Here is a 19,589-nt window from a genome sequence, read left to right on the forward strand (position 1 = left end):
CGCGCACGCGAGGTCATGCCCGACGCCTGTCGGGCTGCGCTGCTGTCGTGCTGGAAGTCGGTGAGCTTCATGGTCATCCATCTTTGCATGCGGCCGGGGCCGGCGCAAGGGGCCGGGGTCGCAGAATCAGGGATTGCTGGCTGTACCCTGCTCGGGGCCGACCCAGGGGGTGATCGACACCCGGATCTTCAGCCGGTTGCCAGGGTCTTCCGGCAGCCGCGAGCGGTACTTGGTGCCCTTGTAAACGTAGTCCACGTCGTAGGCGATGGGCCGGCGGAACTCACGCCCCACCGGCACGATGCGGCAGTCTCGGGTCAGCATCGGGCCGTTGTTGGCCGGCGCTGGCGCCGGCGTCTCGACGGCAGTCTCCTCGGAGACCTCTTCATCGCTGCGCTTGAACATCGAGCGCACCGAGTCCCAGAAGCGGCTGATCCGTCCCTTGTCCTCGACCGGCTCTTCACCGGTGACATTGACCGGGGCCAGGGTCCGGGTCGAGATCGGCTCGCAGTGCTCTTCGGTCCGCGTCGCGCGCAGGGTCTGGAACACCGGCTCGACGTTCAGCACCTGCGCATAGTCGAACTTCACGTTCTCGACGATCACCACCCGGTTGCGCGGCTCGGCCTCCTGCGCCTGGGCCACGGCAGCCGTCGCCGACAGGCAGGCCAGGGTCAGCAACGCGGTGGATTTCATTGGCGACGGGAGCAAGGACACGGCAATAGTGTAGGCAGTGGCGAGCGCAAGGGGCTGAACATTACCCGTCCGCGCCGCTCCTGCCCACCCCACCCCGGGTGGAGCTGGCGTCCACCGGTGGCAATGGGTGCCCCCAAAGGGGGCCGACACGTTCTAAAATCACAGGCTTGTCCCCCAGCCACAGCCCCATGACCCTGCGCCTGCACAACAACCTGACTCGCCAGCTCGAACCGTTCACCCCGCTCGACCCGGCCTGTCCGACCCTGTATGTGTGCGGCCCGACGGTCTACAACTACGTGCACATCGGCAACGCCCGTGGCCCAGTGGTGTTCGGGGTGCTGGCCGACCTGCTGCGGCGCCGTTTCGGCGCGCTGCGCTACGCGCGCAACATCACCGACGTGGACGACAAGATCAACAACGCCGCGCGTGAGCAGGGCGTGCCGATCAGCACCATCACCGACAGGTTCGCCGCCGCCTACCGTGAAGACATGGCCGCGCTGGGCGTGGTGCCGCCGGACATCGAGCCAGAAGTGACCGCGCACATCCCGCAGATCATCACCATGATCGAGCAGCTGATCGCCAATGGTCATGCCTACGCCGCCGAAGGCCACGTGCTGTTCGCGGTGGCCAGCTTCGAAGGCTACGGCAAGCTCTCGCGCCGCGACCCGGAAGAGATGCTGGCCGGCGCCCGCGTCGACGTGGCCCCGTACAAGCGCGACCCGGGCGATTTCGTGCTGTGGAAGCCGTCCAGCGACGACCTCCCTGGCTGGGCGTCTCCCTGGGGCCGTGGCCGCCCGGGCTGGCACATCGAGTGCTCGGCGATGGCCGCCGCCCATCTGGGCGAGACCATCGACATCCATGCCGGCGGCGTCGACCTGCAGTTCCCGCACCACGAGAACGAGCTTGCGCAGAGCGAGTGCGCCCACGGCGGCAAGATCTTCGCCCGCTTCTGGCTGCACAACGGCATGCTCAACTTCGGCGGCGCCAAGATGAGCAAGTCGCTGGGCAACATCGAACGCGTGCACGACCTGGTCCGCCAGCACCCGCCGGAAGCGCTGCGCCTGGCCCTGCTGTCGGCCCACTACCGGCAGCCGCTGGACTGGTCCGATGGCCTCATCGAGCAGTCGGTGCGCACCCTGGACCGCCTGTACGGCACGCTGCGCGAGCTGGCGTCGGTCGAGGCCGTCGTGGCGATCCCGGCCACGGTCGAGGCGACCCTGGATGACGACCTGAACACCCCGCAGGCACTGGCCGAAGTGGCCCGCATCGCCGCAGATGCACGCCGGGCCACCGACCCGGCCGAACAGGCGCGCCTGAAGGGCGAGCTGCTCGGTGCCGGCCTGGCCCTGGGCCTGCTGCAGGCCGATCCGGCGCAGTGGTTCGGCACCGCGGCCAGCGATGACGGCGAAGATGCCCGCATCCAGGGCCTGATCGACGAGCGTGCCGCCGCCAAGCAGGCGCGCGATTTCGCCCGTTCCGACGCCATCCGCGACCAGCTGGCGGCCGAGGGCATCGTGCTGGAAGACACCCCGCAGGGCGTGCGCTGGTCGCGCAAGCGCGGCTGACCACCCTGCCCCGTGGCCGGTCCGCCGGCCACGCTCCACTGTAGAGACTGTTGTGACTGACTCCCCGTTCCCGCTTGAACCCACCGCCGCCGAGGCCCAGACCGCCATCGCCGAGGAATTCGGCTTCTTCGGCGACTGGTCCGAGCGCTACCAGTACCTGATCGACCTCGGCCGCAAGCTGCCCGCCTTCCCGGACGAATGGAAGACCGAGGAGCACCGCCTGCTCGGCTGCCAGTCGATGGTCTGGATCGTGCCGGAAGGCAATGCGCAGTCGCTGCGCTTCCACGCCATCAGTGATTCGGCCATCGTTTCCGGCCTGATCTTCCTGGCCCTGCGCGTGTACTCCGGGCGCTCGGCGCAGGAGATCCTGGATACCGAGCCCAGCTACATCCAGGACATCGGCCTGGCCCGCCACCTCTCGCCCACCCGCAGCAACGGCGTGGCGGCGATGCTGGCCTTCATCCGCGAGACCGCGCAGGCCCAGCTGCAGCGCGACCCGTCGTGAGCGAACCCGCCACGGCCGAAGACACTGCGCTGGGGCTGCTGTCCCGGCCCGGTTTTGCCAAGCTGCTGGCCTACCGCATCTTCGCGATGCTGTCCTACCAGGTGGTCGCGGTCACCGTCGGCTGGCACATCTACGAAGTCACCCGCAATCCGTTCTCGCTGGGCCTGGTTGGCCTGGCCGAGGTACTGCCGTTCTTCTGCGTGGCGCCGTTCGCTGGTTATCTGGTCGACCACCTGCCACGCCGCCGGCTCGGCATGGTCGCCTGCTCCGGGTTGATCGCCACCGCGCTGGTGCTGACCGGCGTGGCCAAGGGCTGGCTGCCGTTCGAAGGCGTGTGGCCGATCTATGCGGCCATTGCGCTGACCGGCATGGTCCGCGCCTTCCTGTCGCCAATCTACAACGCACTGTTCGCCCGCGTGCTGGCCCGTGACCAGTTCGCACGTGGCGCTGGCCTCGGCGCCGTGGTGTTCCAGGCCGGCATGGTGGCCGGTCCGGCATTGGGCGGCGTGCTGGTCGGCTTCGGCGGCAAGGGCCTGTCCTACGCGGTGGCCACGGGCTTCGCGCTGGTGGCGATGGCCTGCCTGGCCACGCTTAAGGTGGAAGAACCGGTGCATACCGGCCCGGCCGCCCCGATCTTCAAGAGCATCGCTGAAGGCGCGCGCTTCGTGGTCGGCAACCGGATCATGGTCGGGGCGATGGCGCTGGACATGTTCTCGGTGCTGCTGGGCGGCGTGGTGGCGATGCTGCCGGCGTTCCTGCACGAGATCCTGCACCACGGCCCGGAAGGCCTGGGCATCCTGCGCGCAATGCCGGCGCTGGGCTCGGTCTGCGTTGGCCTGTGGCTGGCGCGCCACCCGCTGCACCGCAATGCCGGCCGCGTGCTGCTGTTCGCGGTGGCCGGCTTCGGCCTGTGCGTGATCGGCTTCGGGCTGTCGCAGCACTTCTGGCTGTCCGCGCTGATCCTGCTGTTCTACGGGGCCTTCGACGGCGTCTCGGTGGTGATCCGCTCGACCATCCTGCAGCTGGCCACGCCGGAAGAAATGCGCGGCCGGGTGTCGTCGATCAACGGCATCTTCATCAGTTCGTCCAACGAACTGGGCGCGTTCTATGCCGGCACGATGGCGAAGCTGCTCGGCCTGGTGCCGGCGGTGGTGCTGGGCGGGTTCGCAGTGCTGAGCGTGGCCGGGATCACCGCGTGGAAGAACCCGACGCTGCGGAAGCTGAATCTTCGCGACCTGCAGTGAGCCTGTAGAGCCGAGCCCATGCTCGGCTGCGTATTTCCGTGCGCCCACGCGCCGATAGCGCCAGGCCATGCCCGGCGGGCTCTTTCCGTGACCACGGTGGGGTGTCACTTTTCTTTTCACGCGAAAAGAAAAGTAACCAAAAGAAACTCGCCGCCATCCGCGAGCCGGCGCTGCGCGCCGGTACCCTGCGCTCCTCGGCGAATCAGGGGACGGCGCCGAACTCGCTGCGCTCAAACAGCGGCGCCTCTTCGCCCCTGATTCTCCTGCGGTGCTCGGCTCGCTACAAGGCGGACCCAACAGCCGCGAGCGCACGCAGGACCGTCCGCGGCATGGATGCCGCGGCCGAGCTTACAGGGATGTACTTGCAGCGTGTCCTGCCCGGCCCCACCCGCAGGCTCCCTCCTATACCTGGAAGGCGCCGTTCTACCCAGCCAACCACACCCAACAAAAAACCCGGCCGAGGCCGGGTTTTTCGCATGACCAGACAACGATCAGGAATCAGTCGCCCTGCTGCTTCTGCAGGTGCTCCCAACGCTCCTGGGCGTCGATGGTGCGCTCGGCGGTCAGGCGCGCTTCAAGGCGCTCCAGGCCGATTTCTTCGCCGGTGTCGACGCAGTAACCGTAGTCGCCGGCTTCCAGGCGCTTCAGGGTGCTGTCGATCTTGCCGATCAGCTTGCGGTAGCGGTCACGGGTACGCAGTTCCAGCGAGTTCTCGGTCTCGCGGGTCGCACGCTCGGCTTCGTCGCCGATGTCACGCACTTCCTCGCGCAGGTTCTCGATGGTCTGCTTGGACTCTTCCACCAGGTCCGCACGCCAGTTCTGCAGGCGCTGACGGAAATATTCCTGCTGCAGCGGGCTCATGTATTCCTCTTCCGAGGACGGCTTGTAGCCAGCCGGCAGGATCGGGCGGCCGGTGGCCTCGTCGGTCTTGTATTCGACCACCTTGTACTTGCTGCGCGGGGCCGGTGCCGCCGAGCGGGCGGCGACGGCCACGGCAACCTTGCCGACAGGGCGCGACACGGTCTTCGGGGCGGAATCGGATTTCACGGCGGTTTTGGCAGGCGATTTCGAAACGGGCACGGGATTCTTGGATTGCGGGGCCTTCGAAGCAGCAGGAGCGGCGGCCGGGGCCGGCTTGGGGGCCGGTTGGGCTGCTGCCACTGCCACGGTCTTGGCCGGGACAGGCTTGGCCGGAGCCGGCTTGGGGGCAGGCTTCGGTGCGGACTTCACTACGGGGGCCGGGGTCGGCTTTGCGGCCGGCGCGGCAACATTCTTGGTGACTTTCTTTACAGCGGCAGGCGTGGCCGCCGGTTTAGCCGCAGCAACCTTCTTCGCTGCAGGCTTGGCAACCGGCTTGACCGCAGCCTTCTTCACCACCGCCTTCGGCGCCGGCTTGGCTGCTGCCTTCTTCGCTACCGGCTTGGCGGCGGCCTTCTTCACCGGCGCGGCCTTGCTGGCAGCCTTCTTCACCACCGGCGCCTTCTTGCTGGCAACGGCAGGTTTGGCCTTGGCCGGCGCGGCGGCCTTCTTCGCCACCGGCTTGGTTGCCTTGACCGGCGTTTTCTTTGCGGTGGCCTTCCTGGCCGCCGGTTGCGAGGATGCTGCCTTGGTCGCCGGCTTGCTGGCCGGTTTCCTGGCAACGGGCTTTGCCGCCAACTTCTTCACAACAGGCTTGGCGGTTTTCTTGGCGGCCGTTGCGGCCTTCTTTGCAGTTTTTTTAGCAGCCACGAAACGCTCTTCCTTGGATTCCCCGGGGCCCGGGAAAGCGGGCCTTTATAGCCTACCCGACCCGCAGCAGCAACCTCGGCACCCTGCTCCATTCAGTCCTGGAGTCAAGGCGCCCAAGGGGCAGTCCGACGAACACGGACCGCCTTGCGCGGTACGGAACCTGGCCAGCACCCGAAGGTACTGGTACCGGTCGCAGGCCATCGGCGACATGCGACCAACGGCCCATCCTGCACAAATGCGGCCTTCATGCCAACTGGCATAAGATGACTGGGTGATCTCGCGCCTGCTCATTGCCCTGCTGCGCTTCTACAAGCGCTTCATCAGCCCCTTGCTGGGGCCACGCTGCCGTTTCGTGCCGAGCTGTTCTGAATACGCGATGGACGCCATCTCGCGGCACGGCCCGCTGCGCGGCAGCTGGCTGGCTGCGCGCCGGCTGGGCCGCTGCCATCCGTTCCATCCTGGCGGCTTCGACCCCGTGCCCGAGTCTCCCAACGCCCCCTCTTGCCGTTGCACAGGAAAACACTGACATGTCCTCCACCCTCATCACCAACGCCCGCATGGTCAACGAAGGCCGCACCTTCGACGGCGACCTGCGCATCGAGAACGGCCGCATCGCGCAGATCGGCAGTGGGCTGGCGCCGCGCGACGGCGAACAGGTGGTGGACGCAGCCGGGCGCTGGCTGCTGCCCGGCATGATCGACGACCAGGTGCACTTCCGCGAGCCGGGCCTGACCCACAAGGGCGACATCGCCAGCGAATCGGCGGCGGCCGTGGCCGGTGGCCTGACCAGCTTCATGGACATGCCCAACACCAACCCGCCGACGCTGGATTCGACCATCCTCGAAGCGAAGTACGAACTGGCGCGCGGTCGCGCCTGGGCCAACTATGGCTTCTACCACGGCGCCAGCAATGACAATCTGGACGCCATCCGTGCGCTGGACCCGAAGAAGGCGCCCGGCGTGAAGGTGTTCATGGGTGCTTCGACCGGCAACATGCTGGTCGACAACCCGGAAACGCTGGACGCGATCTTCCGCGAATGCCCGACGCCGATCATCACGCACTGCGAAGACACGCCGATGATCGATGCCAACCTGAAGGCCTTCCAGGAGAAATATGGCGACGCGCTGACCCCGGACATGCACCCGGACATCCGCTCGCGCGAGGCCTGCATCAAGTCGACCCGCCTGGCGATGTCGCTGGCGCGCAAGCACGGCACCCGCCTGCACGTGCTGCACATCTCCACCGCCGACGAACTGGCGCTGTTCGAGAAGGGCCCGCTGATCCGCGCCGACGGCAGCCGCAAGCAGATCACCGCCGAAACCTGCGTGCACTTCCTGCACTTCGCGCGCCCGGACTATGCGACCAAGGGCAACCTGATCAAGTGCAACCCGGCGATCAAGGAAGTGTCCGACCGCGAGGCGATCACCGCCGCGCTGGCCGACGACGTGCTGGACGTCCTGGCCACCGACCACGCGCCGCACACCTGGGAAGAGAAGCAGAAGCCGTACGCGCAGGCACCGTCGGGCCTGCCGCTGGTGCAGTACGCGCTGGTGGCCGCGCTGGAACGCGTGCACGAAGGCAAGCTGACCCGCGAGCAGGTGGTGCAGAAGTTCGCGCATGCGCCGGCACAGCTGTTCGACGTCGAGGAGCGCGGCTTCCTGCGCGAGGGCTACTTCGCCGACCTGGTGCTGGTCGAGGACGTGCCGTTCACGGTCAAGCGCGAGGACGTGCTGTCCAAGTGCGGCTGGTCGCCGTTCGAAGGCACGACCTTCCGTTCGCGCGTGGCCTCCACCTGGGTCAACGGCCAGCTGGTGTGGGACGGCAGCAAGCTCGTTGGCGAGCCGGCCGGCCAGCGCATGACCTACGACCGCTGATGCGCTCCGCACTTCTGATCGGGGCGCTGCTGGCCGCGCCCCTGTTCACCGCACCGTCGGCGCAGGCACAGGACGGCATCGGCAGCCTGATCGACAGCCGCGTGGTGTTCCCGGCCAGCGCGTCGCAGGGCGCACTGGTGATCGGCAAGGTACCCGCCGGCAGCCGCGTGCAGTACGCCGGCCGCCAACTGCGGGTGAGCGGCTATGGCAGCGTGGTGTTCGGCATCGGCCGCGACGAGAAGGGTCCGCTGCGCGTGCAGGTGCAACGCCCTGATGGTGGCAGCGAGACCGCGACCATTGCGGTGACCCCGCGCGACTGGCCCACCGAGCGGGTCAACGGCGTGCCGCCGAAGACGGTCAACCCGCCGCCGGCGATTGCCGAGCGGATCAAGCGCGAACAAGCACAGGTGACCGCCGCGCGTGCCCGCGATGACGACCGTACCGACTTCACCCAGACCTTCATCTGGCCGGTGCAGGGCCGCATCAGCGGCCGCTTCGGCAACGCACGCGTGTACAACGGACAGCCCGGTGCCGGTCATTCCGGCATGGACATCGCGGTACCGACCGGCACGCAGGTGAAGGCGCCGGCCGCCGGCATCGTCACCTTCGCCGGCCCCGACCTGTACCTGACCGGCGGCACCCTGCTGCTCGACCACGGTTTCGGGGTCAGCTCCAACTTCCTGCACCTGTCGCGCATCGACGTGAAGGTCGGCGACCGTGTGGAACAGGGCCAGGTGATCGCTGCGGTCGGCGCCACCGGCCGTGCCACCGGCCCGCACCTGCACTGGGGCATGAACTGGTTCGATACCCGAATCGATCCGCTGCTGGTGCTGGAACGCAAATAACGGTCGTGCCGGCCGCTGGCCGGCAACCCCATGATCTTCGCGGCGAATCTGGATGCCGGCCAGCGGCCGGCGCTACCGTGATGTTTCGACGCATGGAAACAAGGAACGTTGCATGCCCGCTACGGGAGATATCCACGTCGTCCACAACGCACGCCTGGGCGCCCACGTGGCCTACCAGCTCACCCACCAGAGTACGGAGGACGGCAGCTTCGCCATCCTGGCACTGGACTGGGTGGGCAGTGCCCTGCCGGATGCCGCCGCCGTTGCAGCCATGCAACCTGCCCGCTTCAGCCCGTTCCGTGCGGCGCCCGCGATCCTGCACCGCTGGGTAGGCAAGCGCGTCCCGCGCGATTTCCGGCAGGTGGGCTGGCGCGAGCCGCTGATCGCCGATCGTCCGAGGACTTATGGCAGCTGGCCCGATGGCGCCGAATGGGTCGGGCAACGCAAGTGGGATGCACTGGATACCGATGCCGTGCGCGAATTCCACGCCGCGATGTCCGCGCCGCAAGACCAGAGCGTGGTACTGGAAAGCGATGCCTTTCCGGTGCGTCGCTGTACCCGCCAACTGGACAGCGCGACCCTGAACCGTGCGCCGTCACTGTCTGTATTCGATGCCCTGCCGCTGCTCACCCAGCTGGAGATCAGCACACCGGTGCCGGACCTGCTGCCGTGGCTGCGTACACGGCCATTGATCCATACCTTGCAGATCAGTGGCCAGCAGGAGACTGACGTCGATGTGCGAGGAACCAGGCTCCTGCAGATGACGATCGATGTCACCGGCCTGCGCTCGCTCCACCTCAACCCGCAGCTGGATCGCCTGACGCTGATCGGCAGCATCGATCCCGCGCTGATCATCCACGCCGAGGACGAGGGCCGCTGGCTGACCCTCATCAGCACCGATCCGCTGCTGCCAGGCCTGGGCCTGGCGCAGCTTGGTGAGCTGCAGCTGCGGGAGGTACGCGAACTCGACGCCGCACGCATCGCCCAGCAGTTCCCGCAACTGCAATCGCTCGCGATCAACGGCGCCCCCTGCCTGCTGCATCAGCTGCAGTGCCTCGGCGACCTGCAGCAGCTGCACACCCTCAGCGGCAGCGATCTCTTTCCGCCTGCTGGTTCGGTGTTTCCGGCACCGGAACGCTGGCCGCGCTTGTGCCGGCTGTGGCTGCACAGCCTACCGGCCGACCTTGGCACCGCCATCAGGAAGGCCTACAAGGGCGAGGCAGCAAGAGGCCTGGATCTGGACGTGGGACAACTGCGCAAGGCCGAATGGCTGGCCGCCAACCTGGACAACCCGTTCCGCGACTGGGACGGCAGCGCGCACATCAGCGCCGCGCAGGCAGGCAAGGCGGCGGCGCTCTATCGCAAGGCGTACACCGAGGCGCTGAAGGTGACGACGGCTGACGCCGGCACAACCGAATTGACCACGGCGCTGGCACAGATCGGCCGCCAGTACACCGAAGGCTTCAACGCACTGGATCGCCGCAGCGGCTTCATCGAAACCGAGGAACGCGAGCAGATCTACATGGCGTGGATGGGCATCATCGATGCCGTGGAAGCGAAGCGCACACTGGGCACGATGCCGCTGCAGCGCGACGTACTGCGCGAAGCAATGAACGAGGTCAGGACGTTCTGAGGCGCCCTGGAAGGGTAGCGCCGGCCGCTGGCCGGCCACCCCATCAATCCTGCATCGCCCGGGCTGCCGGCCAATGGCCGGCACTACCACGGCAATCAATCAGCCGCGCGCAGCCCACCACACACGCAGCAGCGTGCGTACCGGCGTGGCTTCGATCGGCTTGCCTGCCGCCTGCGCGGCCACACGGGCACGCGCCAGGCTGGACCACACGCGGCGCGGGCGCGGGCCGGGCACGCGGCTGCCCCAGCCCTTCAACAGATGCTGCGCCCAGCGCTGTGCGGCCGTGCTGGCATCACCGTCCAGCAGGCTGCGCGGCACACCGGCTACGCCGGCATCCTGCAGGCGCTGGGCCAGGATCTGCAGCTGCACTGCGCGACCGGCGCCGGTGCGCGGCTTGTCCGCGAACAGGGCTGCCTCCACCGCAGCCACGGCTTCAGCGTAATGGGCCAGCGCGCGCTCGGCGCCGGCCGCATCCAGCGCGACCGTGCGCGCTTCAACCAGATCCGGAAGTGCTTCGGCCAGCTGCGCCCACGGCGCACGCACCGGCTCCAGCAGGCGGCCCAGCGGGTGGCGCGAACGATGCGCGGCCCAGCTGCGCAGCTCCTCGCCCCACCACGCCAGCTTGGCGTCGGCCGGCAACGGGTCGCCGCTTGTGTTGAGCATGTCGTCGAATTCCTGCAGCAGCGCGAACCACGCCACCGCAAGCTCGCGTTGCGATTCGGCCACGAACGGGGCGGCCACCGACCATTCCGGCCAACGGCTGCGCCACTTGTCGAGGAAACTGTCCAGCGCGGTACTGCTCACTACGTGATTCCTTACGGCTGGGCCGGGGCTGCCGGCCGGGTCGGCCAGAGACTGGCCAGTTGCAGAAGTTCGGCGTTCTCGACCAGCACGTCGGCCTGCCAGGCCAGCGGATCGTCGCTGTGCAGGCGGTAGCCCCACAGTGCCGCCACCGACGGCATGGCGGCGGCGCGCGCAGCAATGATGTCGCGCTCGTCGTCGCCCACGTACACGCAGTCTTCGGCGGCGATGCCGATCGCCTGTGCGGCGTGCAGCAGCGGCAGCGGATGCGGCTTGCGTTCGGCCAGGCTGTCACCACCGACCAGCACCGCACAGCGCTGCTGCCAGCCGTGCTGCGGCAGGATCAAGCGCGCCAGGTATTCAGGCTTGTTGGTGACAATGCCCCACACTGTACCGGCGTCGTCCAACGCGGCGAGCATGCCGGCCACGCCATCGAACAGCACCGCGTGCTGGCCGATCAATGCTTCGTAGCGCTGCAGGAATTCCGGGATCAGCGCGTCACGTTCGGCTACGTCCAGTTCCGGGAACGCAGCCGAGACCATCGCCCGCGAGCCCTTCGACACCACCGGGCGCAGCGCGGCCGGATCGATGGGTGCGCGGCCGCGCTCGGCCAGCATCGCGTCGCAGGTGGCGACGAAGTCCGGTGCACTGTCCAGCAGCGTGCCATCCAGATCGAACAGCACCGCACGCGGGAAGCGGGCCGCGGTCATGCCGGCTTGATCGCGTAGGCCAGGTAGTTGATGTCGGTACGGCTGCTCAGGCGCGCATGGTTGCGCCACGGCTCGTAGGCCATGCCACTGACATCCACCAGTTGCATGTCGGCCTCGCGCAGCCAGCGCGCCAGCTCGGCCGGCTTGATGAATTCCTGGTAGTGGTGCGTGCCCTTGGGCAGCAGCCGCGCCACGTACTCGGCGCCGACGATCGCCACCGCGAAGGCGGCGGCGGTGCGGTTGATGGTCGACAGGAACAGGTGACCGCCTGGCTTCAGCAGGCGCTTGCAGGCCTCGATGATCGCGCCCGGATCGGGCACGTGTTCGAGCATTTCCATGCAGGTGACCACATCGAAGCTGCCCGGCTGCTCGGCGGCCAGATCTTCGGCAGCCTGCACCCGGTAATCGACCTTGGCGCCGCTTTCCAGCGCATGCAGGCGCGCGACCTTGACCAGTTCCGGGGCCAGGTCGATGGCGGTGACGTCAGCCCCGGCCTGCGCCAGTGCTTCACTCAACAGGCCACCACCACAACCGATGTCGAGCACGCGCGCACCGCGCAGCGGCACGCGATCGGCCACGTACTGCAGGCGCACCGGGTTCAGCGCATGCAGCGGCTTCTGCGGGCCGTCAGCGTCCCACCAGCGGTTGGCCAGTGCGGCGAACTTGTCCAGCTCGGCCTGATCGAAATTGGAGGAAGCGTGGGGGGCAGTCATGAGGGAGTCCTTGCGGCGCCGGGGTTCAGGCGCGGATATGACGGATGCGCTCGCGCCACTGGCGCGCGTTGGCGATGATGCCCGGCAGGTCCATGCCGACCAACTCGCGCTGCACCAGCTTCGGCTTGCCGGCAATCCAGACGTCGCTGACCTGCTGGCGGCCGGTGGCATACACCAGCTGCGACAGCACGTTGTGCAGCGGCTGGGTTTCCAGCGCGGACAGGTCGACGCAGACCAGGTCGGCCTGCTTGCCGACTTCGATGGAACCGATGCGGTCGCCGAAGCCCAGTGCGCGGGCGCCACCCAGGGTGGAGGCGCGCAGCGTGGTCGCCGCGTCGAGCGCGGTCGCATCGTCGGCCACGGCCTTGGCCAGGATCGCCGCGGTGCGGTTCTCGCTGAACATGTCCAGGTCGTTGTTGCTGGCGCAGCCATCGGTGCCGATCGCCAGGTTCACGCCGGCGCGCTGCAGGGCGCAGGCCGGGCAGAAACCGGAGGCCAGCTTCAGGTTCGATTCCGGGCAGTGCACCACGCTGACGCCGCGCTCGGCGCACAGGTGGATTTCCGCATCGGTCAGCTGGGTCATGTGCACCGCGATCAGGCGGTCGTTGACCAGGCCGAGCCGATCCAGCCGCGCCAGCGGGCGCTGGCCGTGCAGCTTGATCGAATCGTTGATCTCCTGCGCGGTCTCGTGGGTGTGCAGGTGCACCTGCATGTCGAGCTGGTCGGACAGCATCCGCACCCGCTCGAAGTTGGCATCGTTGACCGTGTACGGCGCATGCGGTGCGAACGCGGTGCCGATCAGCGGATCGGTGCGCCACTGGTCGTGCAGTTCACCGGCCTTGGCGAAGTATTCGTCGTCGGTCTTGGCCCAGGCGGTGGGGAAATCGATGATGACCGCGCCCACCAGTGCGCGGAAACCGTGCTTCTTGTAGACCGCGGCCTGCACGTCGCCGAAGAAGTAGTTCTCGTTGGCACAGGTGGTACCGCCGCGCAGCATCTCGGCGATGGCCAGGGTGGTGCCGTCGGCAACGAATTCGGGGCCGATCACCGCCGCTTCCACCGGCCAGATGTGCTGCTGCAGCCAGGTCATCAGCGGCAGGTCGTCGGCGACGCCACGCAGCAGCGTCATCGGGTTGTGCGTGTGCGCGTTGACCAGGCCCGGCATCAGCGCAGCCTCGGGGCGACTGACCACCTGGGTGGCGCGGAACCGCGCGCGCGCCTCGGCACGCGGCAGGATGGCCACGATTTCACTGCCACGCACGGCAACGGCATGGTCTTCCAGCACCACCGCATGCGGCTCGATCGGAACGACATAACCGGCTTCGATGAGCAGGTCGCAGGCTTCGGGGAGGTGCGGGCTATCGCTCATGCGGGCTCACTGGCTGGGGGTGGCGAGATACTTCTGGGGGACACGCCCCTGAGTCAGGGGCTGCCGCGAAGCGGCGGGGTCTGGAGACTCGTGAAGCGGGGCCCATGATCTGCCGAAGCAGATCATGGGAGCGCCAGCGCGAATGCGATGGCGCGTACCCGGCCAGCGGCCGGCACTACAGTAAGGTTGGCCTACGGCCTGAACCTTATTTGACGCGTGCGGAATATTCGCCCGAACGGGTGTCGACGCGGATCACTTCGTCCTGGTTCACGAACAGCGGCACGCGGACCACGGCGCCGGTTTCCAGGGTGGCCGGCTTGCCGCCGCCGCCCGAGGTGTCGCCACGGACGCCCGGATCGGTTTCGGTGATCTTCAGTTCAACGAAGTTCGGCGGCTGCACGAAGATCGGCTCACCGTTCCACAGGGTGACCACGCAGGACTCTTCGCCCTTCAGCCACTTCTCGGCGCCGCCCATGCCGGCCTTGGTGGCCTGGACCTGCTCGAAGGATTCCGGGTCCATGAAGTGCCAGTACTCGCCGTCGCTGTACATGAAGTTCATGTCGGTATCGACGACGTCGGCTGCATCCAGCGAGTCGGTCGACTTCATGGTGACTTCCTGGGTACGGCCGTCCTTGATCAGGCGGTACTTCACGCGGGTGAAGGCCTGGCCCTTGCCCGGCTTGACGTATTCGGTGTCGATGATGACGGCCGGTTGGTTGTTGACCAGGATCTTCATCCCGTTCTTGACGTCGTTCATGCCGTAGCTGGCCATGCGTAAACTCCTGAGTGGCAAAAACGCCGCGGGTGCGGCGAGCCGTTAGAATGGAAAGCCCACCGGATGCCGGTGGGCGACTGTTTTTCTGCCCCCATGATAACCGCAGGCCCCCTCTCCATGCAGCTTTCCGCCTTCCCACGGCCCCAGTCGCCAGGTACGCCCGCGCGCTGGCAGCAGCTCTGGCGCCAGGCGCTGCGTGACCCGCACGCCCTGCTGGCCCGGCTGCAGCTGGACCCGGCCGCGCTGGGCGTCTCGGAGGCGGCCATGGCACAGTTCGCGCTGCGCGTACCGGAGGGCTTCGTGGCCCGCATGCGCCCCGGCGATGCGGCCGACCCGCTGCTGCGCCAAGTGCTGCCGATCGACGAGGAAATGCGCCCGGCACCCGGGTTCAGCTTCGATGCGGTGGGTGATGGTGCCGCCAAGAAGGCCACCGGCGTCATCCAGAAGTACCGTGGCCGCGCCCTGCTGGTCGCCACCGGCAGCTGCGCGATCAACTGCCGCTACTGCTTCCGCCGCCACTTCGACTATGGCGCGGAAAACGCCGCCAAGGGCGGCTGGCAGGAGGCCGTAGCCGCCATCGCCGCTGACCCGGACATTGACGAAGTGATCCTGTCCGGCGGTGACCCGCTGTCACTGGCCACGCACAAGCTGGTGGAGCTGACCGACGCCCTGCGCGCGATTCCGCATCTCCGCCGCCTGCGCATCCATACCCGGCTGCCGATCGTGCTGCCGGAGCGCGTGGACGAGGAGCTGCTGGCCTGGCTGGGCAGCCTGCCGTGGCCGCTGGCGATCGTGGTCCATGCCAACCATGCCAACGAATTTGACGCCAGCGTGGACGCGGCAATGGGCCGCCTGCGCGGCGTCGGCGCCCAGCTGCTGAATCAGGCCGTCCTGCTGCGCGGGGTCAACGACAGCGTGCAGGCCCTGCAGGACCTGAGCGAGCGCAGCTTCGCCGCCGGCGTGCTGCCCTACTACCTGCACCAGCTGGACCGGGTCGAGGGCGTGGCCCACTTCGAAGTGGACGACAGCCAGGCCAAGGCGCTGATTGCCGGCCTGACCGCGCGCCTGTCCGGCTATCTGATCCCGAAGCTGGTGCGCGAACTGCCCGGCGACCCGAGCAAGCGCCCGGTGTAACAAAAAAGGGGACGGAGGGAATTAAGTCGCAAATGCACAAGCGACTTAATTCCCTCCGTCCCCTTTTTTTGCCGGCTACAGACCCGACTCGATCATCCGTACCACTTCAGTGGCGGTCACCGGATGGCTCAGCCAATAACCCTGGCCCAGATCGCAACCGCGCTGCGCCAACAGCTCGAACTGCGCCTGCTGTTCGATGCCTTCGGCCACCACCGTGATGCCCAGCGCGTGGGCCATTGCGATGATCGCCGTGGTCAGGGCCAGGTCGTCGGGATCACGCTGCATGTCCGCAACAAAGCTCTTGTCGATCTTCACGCCGTCCACGGGCACCTGGCGCAGATGACTGAGCCCGGAGAAGCCGGTACCGAAATCGTCCAGCCAGACCTTCACGCCGGTGCGGTGCAGCTTGTCCAGCAGCTGCGCGGCAACCATCTCGTCGCCGATCACGGCGGTTTCGGTCAGCTCCAGGTGCAGGCGCGACGCCGGCAGCCCGGACTCATGCAGGCATTGTGCGACCAGTGCCGGCAGTTCGCCGCCACGCAGCTGCCGCGGTGACACGTTGACCGACACGAACAGATCATCGCCGGCCGCCCCACGTGGCCACTGCGCGGCCTCCATGCAGGCCGCACGCAGCACCTTCGGGCCGATGATCTCGATCAGCCCGCTCTGCTCGGCCACTTCGATGAACACCGACGGCGGAATCGTGCCCAGGGTGGGGTGCTGCCAGCGCAACAGCACTTCGACGCCGATCATGCGGCGGTCACGCATGCGGAAGATCGGTTGGTAGGCAAGACGCAGCTCGCCACGCTCCCAGGCCCCGCGCAGCTCCTGTTCCATGTGCACGCGGCGCTCGACCGCATGGTCCATCGCCCGGCTGTAGTAGCGGTAGCAGTTCTTGCCGGCCATCTTCGCCTGGTACATGGCGATGTCGCCGTTCTTCAGCAGCGTGGTCGCATCGGCAGCATCGTCCGGGAACAGGGTCACGCCGATCGAGGTGCCAAGGAACAGTTCCCGGCCCTGCACCACCAGCGGCTTGCCCAGCTCGCGTACCAGCACCTCGGCCAGCAGCCGTGCGTTGGCCGCCACGTCGCCATCTCCGACCAGGATCACGAACTCGTCGCCGCCGAAACGCGCCAGCAGGGCCTCGTCGCCCCCGGCCTCGGTGACCGCGCGCCCGATACGCTGGGCGAACTGCAGCAACGCCTCATCGCCGGCTTCATGGCCGAGGGTATCGTTGACCCGCTTGAAGTCGTCGATGTCGGCAAACAGCAGGCCCAACCGATGATTGGACGCGCGTGCGGCCATCAACCGGTGGTCAAGGGCCTCGCGGAACGCCAGTCGATTGGTCAACCCAGTCAATGCATCGGTATAGGCCATGCGCCGGACCTCGCGGTCGTGGCGGGCGATCGCATCGCGCATGCGGGCGAAGCCGCGCACCAGTTCGCCCACCTCGTCATCGCGCGTGTTCTCGGCCAGCGGCGCCTGGTAGTCACCGGCTTCGATGCGCCGTGCGGCCGCGGCCAGGTCACGGATCGGTGCGACCAGGGTGCGCTGCACATACAGGATCACGGCCACACCGATCACCACCAGCAGACCCAGCATCAGCAGCAGCCAGCCCAGGTGGCGGCTGCCCGCCTGCTGCAGGCGTTCGCCCAGGGTCGCGTTGGCTGCCTGCTCGCGCTGCTGGACCTCATCCAGCGCCATGCCGACGCGGACGCCGCCAATGCGCTGGTTGCCGATCATGATCGGCATCGCGTTGTCGAGCACCTTCGGTGATTCCTGCACCACCAGCGCCTGTGCAGCGGCGGCCCTGGGGGCCAGCGGATCGGCCATGGGCTGGCCGAAACCGGATACTTCGATCGAACCGTCATGCACCAGCCGGCCACGTTCGTCGAACACCAGCACATAGCGCACCACCGGCTGTCGCGCGGTGCCGCGTACCAGCGCACCGACCTGGTCCAGATCGCGGTAGTACAGGGGATTGGCCAGCGAATCGGACAACTCGCGCGCCATCGCTTCGCCACGGCTGCGCACGCTGCGGTCGAACAGTTCATGGATGACACCACCACTGAGGCTGCGCACCTCACCCTGCATGGCCGTCTGGCGCCCCAGCAGCACCGCCAGGATCGCCACCACCACCACCATTGCTCCGCCCATCGCCAGCAGGAACCGGGCCTGCATCCCCGAGCCGAGCCACTTCATTCCACTTCCATCCGCACGCGCGTCAATCCTTGTTTCAATTCATCCAACCGCTGCTGCGCATGCGCATCGACGCGGTGGAAACCGGAAGTGCCAAAAAAACGATGCAACGCTCCCTGCGCCTGTGGATCACTGGCCGCCTGCAGCAGCACTTCCTGCAGGCGATCACGCACCCGCGGCTCGAGGTCGGCGCGGACCATCTCCACCGCACGCGGATAGGGTTCGGTGCGCAGCAGCTCACGGAAGTCGCGGCGGAACGCAGCCGGCACCCGGCGCTCGTCATTCCAGTCCACGCTGCTCACCGCCCCCACATCGACCACGCCCTTGTGCACGAAGGTCGCGATGTTCAGCTCGCTGCGCGCAAACACATAGCCCACGCTGTCCCGCCCTGGCATGTCCCACGTACCCGCCAGGATCTGCGGCGACAACCCTTGCTGCAGCAGGGTCATCACCGGCACCAGGTAGGCACTGGTGGACGCCGTGTTCTGCAGCGCCAGGCGGTGCCCGCGCAGATCCTGCACGCGCTGGATCGGGCTGTCGCTGCGCACGAAGAACACCGTCTGGTACTCGCGCACGCCATTGCGCTCGGTCAGCAGCAGGGGCCGTGCGCCACTGCGCTGGCCCAGCGCCACCGCCGTGCCCGACGTTTCCGTGACCCAGTCGACCCGCCCCCGCCGCAGATAGCTGGCCATCTGCTGTGGATCACGTGCCATCAGGATCCTCCCCTCCTTGATGCCAACGTCATGCATGCGCGCCACCACGTAGTCCAGCAATGGCTGCAGCTGCTCGTAGTGCGCCTTGGGATCATCGCTGATCCGGCCCAGCACCAGCACCGGGTCCGGTGCCGCACGCACCGTCCCGGCCAGCAGGACCATGGCCAGGCTCAGCAGTCCCCCCTGCATTGCCTTTCGCAGACCCGACACAGGCATCATCCCCCCTGGGTATCCGGACAGACTACCCGAAAAAATGAGAACGTCGTCAGCTGTCCTTGTTGCCCGCCTGGGCCAGCCGCGCCATGCGCTGGGTGTCGGCAAGGATGCCGCGCAGCAGGCGCACTTCCTGCTCGCTGGGCTCGCTGCGCAGGAACAGGCGGCGCAGCTTGCGCATCGCCGACTCCGGGGCGCGGCCCTTGTGGAAATCAATCTCGTCCAGCGTGTCGCCAAGCTGGGCGAAGAAGCTCTCCATCTGCTCGTGGCTGGCCGCCTGCTCGCGGAAGCCCGGCTCGGCGTCGGCCGCCGGCTGCGCACCCAGCAGCTGCATGCGCGTTTCATAGGCCAGCACCTGCACCGCGGCAGCCAGGTTGAGCGAGCTGAACTCCGGGTCGGACGGGATGTGCACCGCTGCATGGCAGAGCTGCAGTTCCTCGTTGGTCAGGCCGGTGCGCTCACGGCCGAACACCAGCGCCACCTCGGCGCCCTCGCCGGCCTTGGCCACCGCACGGGCAGCGGCATCGGCCGGCAGGTACTCCTCCAGCTGGACGCGGCGGGCACGGGCGGTGCAGCCCAGCACCAGACGGCAGTCAGCCACGGCCTCGGCCAGGGTGGCCACCACCGGGGCGTCCCCCAGCACGTCTTCGGCACCGGCCGAGCGGCGGAAGGCCTCCTCATCCAGCGGCTTTTCGGGGGCAACCAGCACCAGGCGGGCCAGGCCCATGGTCTTCAGGGCGCGGGCGGCAGCGCCCATGTTGCCGGGGTGCTGGGTACCGACCAGGACGAATCGGAGGCGGGTGGCGGCAGGAAACTGGGACATGAACAGGGAAAAGGTCGAGCTGGACGATGACCAATGGTAAACTGTGCGGCCGGCC

At 67.7% G+C, this 19,589-nt stretch carries 18 protein-coding genes; 8 read left to right on the forward strand and 10 right to left on the reverse strand.

The genetic code is table 11. The annotated features are described in order from the left end of the window. Positions 1-126: 126 nt before the first annotated feature. Complete coding sequence (locus tag SriyCCGPB3_RS14600; RefSeq protein ID WP_110712920.1) at positions 127-690, reverse strand: hypothetical protein; 564 nt, start codon at positions 688-690, stop codon at positions 127-129. 188 nt (positions 691-878) lie between these two features. On the opposite strand from SriyCCGPB3_RS14600, the gene cysS reads away from it, so the two are divergent. From cysS to SriyCCGPB3_RS14615, 3 genes are read left to right on the forward strand one after another with little or no spacing between them, the layout of a single operon-like run. Further along, the gene (gene cysS / locus SriyCCGPB3_RS14605) at positions 879-2,255 is read left to right on the forward strand and encodes a cysteine--tRNA ligase (RefSeq protein WP_110712921.1); all 1,377 of its coding nucleotides are present in this window, start codon (positions 879-881) and stop codon (positions 2,253-2,255) included. 52 nt (positions 2,256-2,307) lie between these two features. Next, positions 2,308-2,760, forward strand: coding sequence for a SufE family protein (locus SriyCCGPB3_RS14610; RefSeq protein WP_005410372.1), 453 nt, complete (start codon positions 2,308-2,310; stop codon positions 2,758-2,760). Continuing rightward, entirely contained in the window at positions 2,757-4,004 is a 1,248-nt protein-coding gene (locus SriyCCGPB3_RS14615; protein WP_049401154.1) for an MFS transporter, read from the forward strand. The genes SriyCCGPB3_RS14610 and SriyCCGPB3_RS14615 overlap by 4 nt, the downstream gene beginning before the upstream one ends. Positions 4,005-4,502: 498 nt before the next feature. Here SriyCCGPB3_RS14615 and dksA read toward each other — a convergent pair whose 3' ends face one another. Continuing rightward, positions 4,503-5,732 carry an RNA polymerase-binding protein DksA gene (dksA, locus tag SriyCCGPB3_RS14620; RefSeq protein WP_110712923.1) on the reverse strand — a complete coding sequence of 410 codons (1,230 nt, stop codon included), beginning with the start codon at positions 5,730-5,732 and terminating at the stop codon, positions 4,503-4,505. Positions 5,733-6,003: 271 nt separating this feature from the next. On the opposite strand from dksA, the gene yidD reads away from it, so the two are divergent. From yidD to SriyCCGPB3_RS14640, 4 genes are all read left to right on the forward strand, one after another. Further along, on the forward strand, positions 6,004-6,258 hold the full coding sequence (gene yidD, locus SriyCCGPB3_RS14625; protein ID WP_014037867.1) for a membrane protein insertion efficiency factor YidD: 255 nt from the start codon (positions 6,004-6,006) through the stop codon (positions 6,256-6,258). Position 6,259: 1 nt separating this feature from the next. Further along, positions 6,260-7,606 carry a dihydroorotase gene (locus SriyCCGPB3_RS14630; RefSeq protein WP_012480835.1) on the forward strand — a complete coding sequence of 449 codons (1,347 nt, stop codon included), beginning with the start codon at positions 6,260-6,262 and terminating at the stop codon, positions 7,604-7,606. After that, positions 7,606-8,451: a M23 family metallopeptidase gene (locus SriyCCGPB3_RS14635; protein WP_350259458.1), complete on the forward strand. Its 846-nt coding sequence runs from the start codon at positions 7,606-7,608 to the stop codon at positions 8,449-8,451. The genes SriyCCGPB3_RS14630 and SriyCCGPB3_RS14635 overlap by 1 nt, the downstream gene beginning before the upstream one ends. 112 nt (positions 8,452-8,563) lie before the next feature. Then, positions 8,564-10,084 (forward strand): gliding motility protein, encoded by a 1,521-nt coding sequence (locus tag SriyCCGPB3_RS14640; RefSeq protein WP_180855203.1) that lies wholly within the window; start codon positions 8,564-8,566, stop codon positions 10,082-10,084. Positions 10,085-10,183: 99 nt separating this feature from the next. Here SriyCCGPB3_RS14640 and SriyCCGPB3_RS14645 read toward each other — a convergent pair whose 3' ends face one another. The 5 genes from SriyCCGPB3_RS14645 to efp all read right to left on the reverse strand — a co-directional run bounded on the left by SriyCCGPB3_RS14645 (position 10,184) and on the right by efp (position 14,449). Further along, positions 10,184-10,888 (reverse strand): squalene/phytoene synthase family protein, encoded by a 705-nt coding sequence (locus SriyCCGPB3_RS14645; protein WP_180855205.1) that lies wholly within the window; start codon positions 10,886-10,888, stop codon positions 10,184-10,186. Between the two features lie 11 nt (positions 10,889-10,899). Continuing rightward, positions 10,900-11,595, reverse strand: coding sequence for a phosphoglycolate phosphatase (locus tag SriyCCGPB3_RS14650; RefSeq protein WP_180846226.1), 696 nt, complete (start codon positions 11,593-11,595; stop codon positions 10,900-10,902). Beyond that, positions 11,592-12,308, reverse strand: coding sequence for a bifunctional 2-polyprenyl-6-hydroxyphenol methylase/3-demethylubiquinol 3-O-methyltransferase UbiG (gene ubiG / locus SriyCCGPB3_RS14655; protein WP_180855207.1), 717 nt, complete (start codon positions 12,306-12,308; stop codon positions 11,592-11,594). Before ubiG ends, SriyCCGPB3_RS14650 begins: the two co-directional genes overlap by 4 nt. 25 nt (positions 12,309-12,333) lie before the next feature. After that, entirely contained in the window at positions 12,334-13,677 is a 1,344-nt protein-coding gene (locus SriyCCGPB3_RS14660) for a TRZ/ATZ family hydrolase (RefSeq protein ID WP_014037873.1), read from the reverse strand. A gap of 205 nt (positions 13,678-13,882) precedes the next feature. Beyond that, complete coding sequence (efp, locus tag SriyCCGPB3_RS14665) at positions 13,883-14,449, reverse strand: elongation factor P (protein WP_005410381.1); 567 nt, start codon at positions 14,447-14,449, stop codon at positions 13,883-13,885. Between the two features lie 96 nt (positions 14,450-14,545). On the opposite strand from efp, the gene epmB reads away from it, so the two are divergent. Beyond that, positions 14,546-15,586 carry an EF-P beta-lysylation protein EpmB gene (epmB, locus tag SriyCCGPB3_RS14670; protein ID WP_153855927.1) on the forward strand — a complete coding sequence of 347 codons (1,041 nt, stop codon included), beginning with the start codon at positions 14,546-14,548 and terminating at the stop codon, positions 15,584-15,586. Positions 15,587-15,661: 75 nt separating this feature from the next. Here epmB and SriyCCGPB3_RS14675 read toward each other — a convergent pair whose 3' ends face one another. Genes SriyCCGPB3_RS14675 through SriyCCGPB3_RS14685 form a run of 3 tightly spaced genes read right to left on the reverse strand, consistent with a single transcriptional unit; the run spans position 15,662 to position 19,534 of the window. Next, a complete protein-coding gene (locus tag SriyCCGPB3_RS14675; RefSeq protein ID WP_110712930.1) occupies positions 15,662-17,788 on the reverse strand; it encodes a putative bifunctional diguanylate cyclase/phosphodiesterase in 2,127 nt (708 codons plus the stop codon). Then, positions 17,785-18,717 carry a phosphate/phosphite/phosphonate ABC transporter substrate-binding protein gene (locus SriyCCGPB3_RS14680; RefSeq protein ID WP_110712931.1) on the reverse strand — a complete coding sequence of 311 codons (933 nt, stop codon included), beginning with the start codon at positions 18,715-18,717 and terminating at the stop codon, positions 17,785-17,787. The genes SriyCCGPB3_RS14675 and SriyCCGPB3_RS14680 overlap by 4 nt, the downstream gene beginning before the upstream one ends. A 46-nt stretch (positions 18,718-18,763) precedes the next feature. After that, positions 18,764-19,534, reverse strand: coding sequence for an RNA methyltransferase (locus tag SriyCCGPB3_RS14685; RefSeq protein WP_010486603.1), 771 nt, complete (start codon positions 19,532-19,534; stop codon positions 18,764-18,766). Positions 19,535-19,589 lie beyond the last annotated feature (55 nt).

The sequence above is a fragment of the Stenotrophomonas riyadhensis genome, assembly GCF_040256885.1.
Classification (GTDB): Bacteria; Pseudomonadota; Gammaproteobacteria; order Xanthomonadales; family Xanthomonadaceae; genus Stenotrophomonas; species Stenotrophomonas riyadhensis.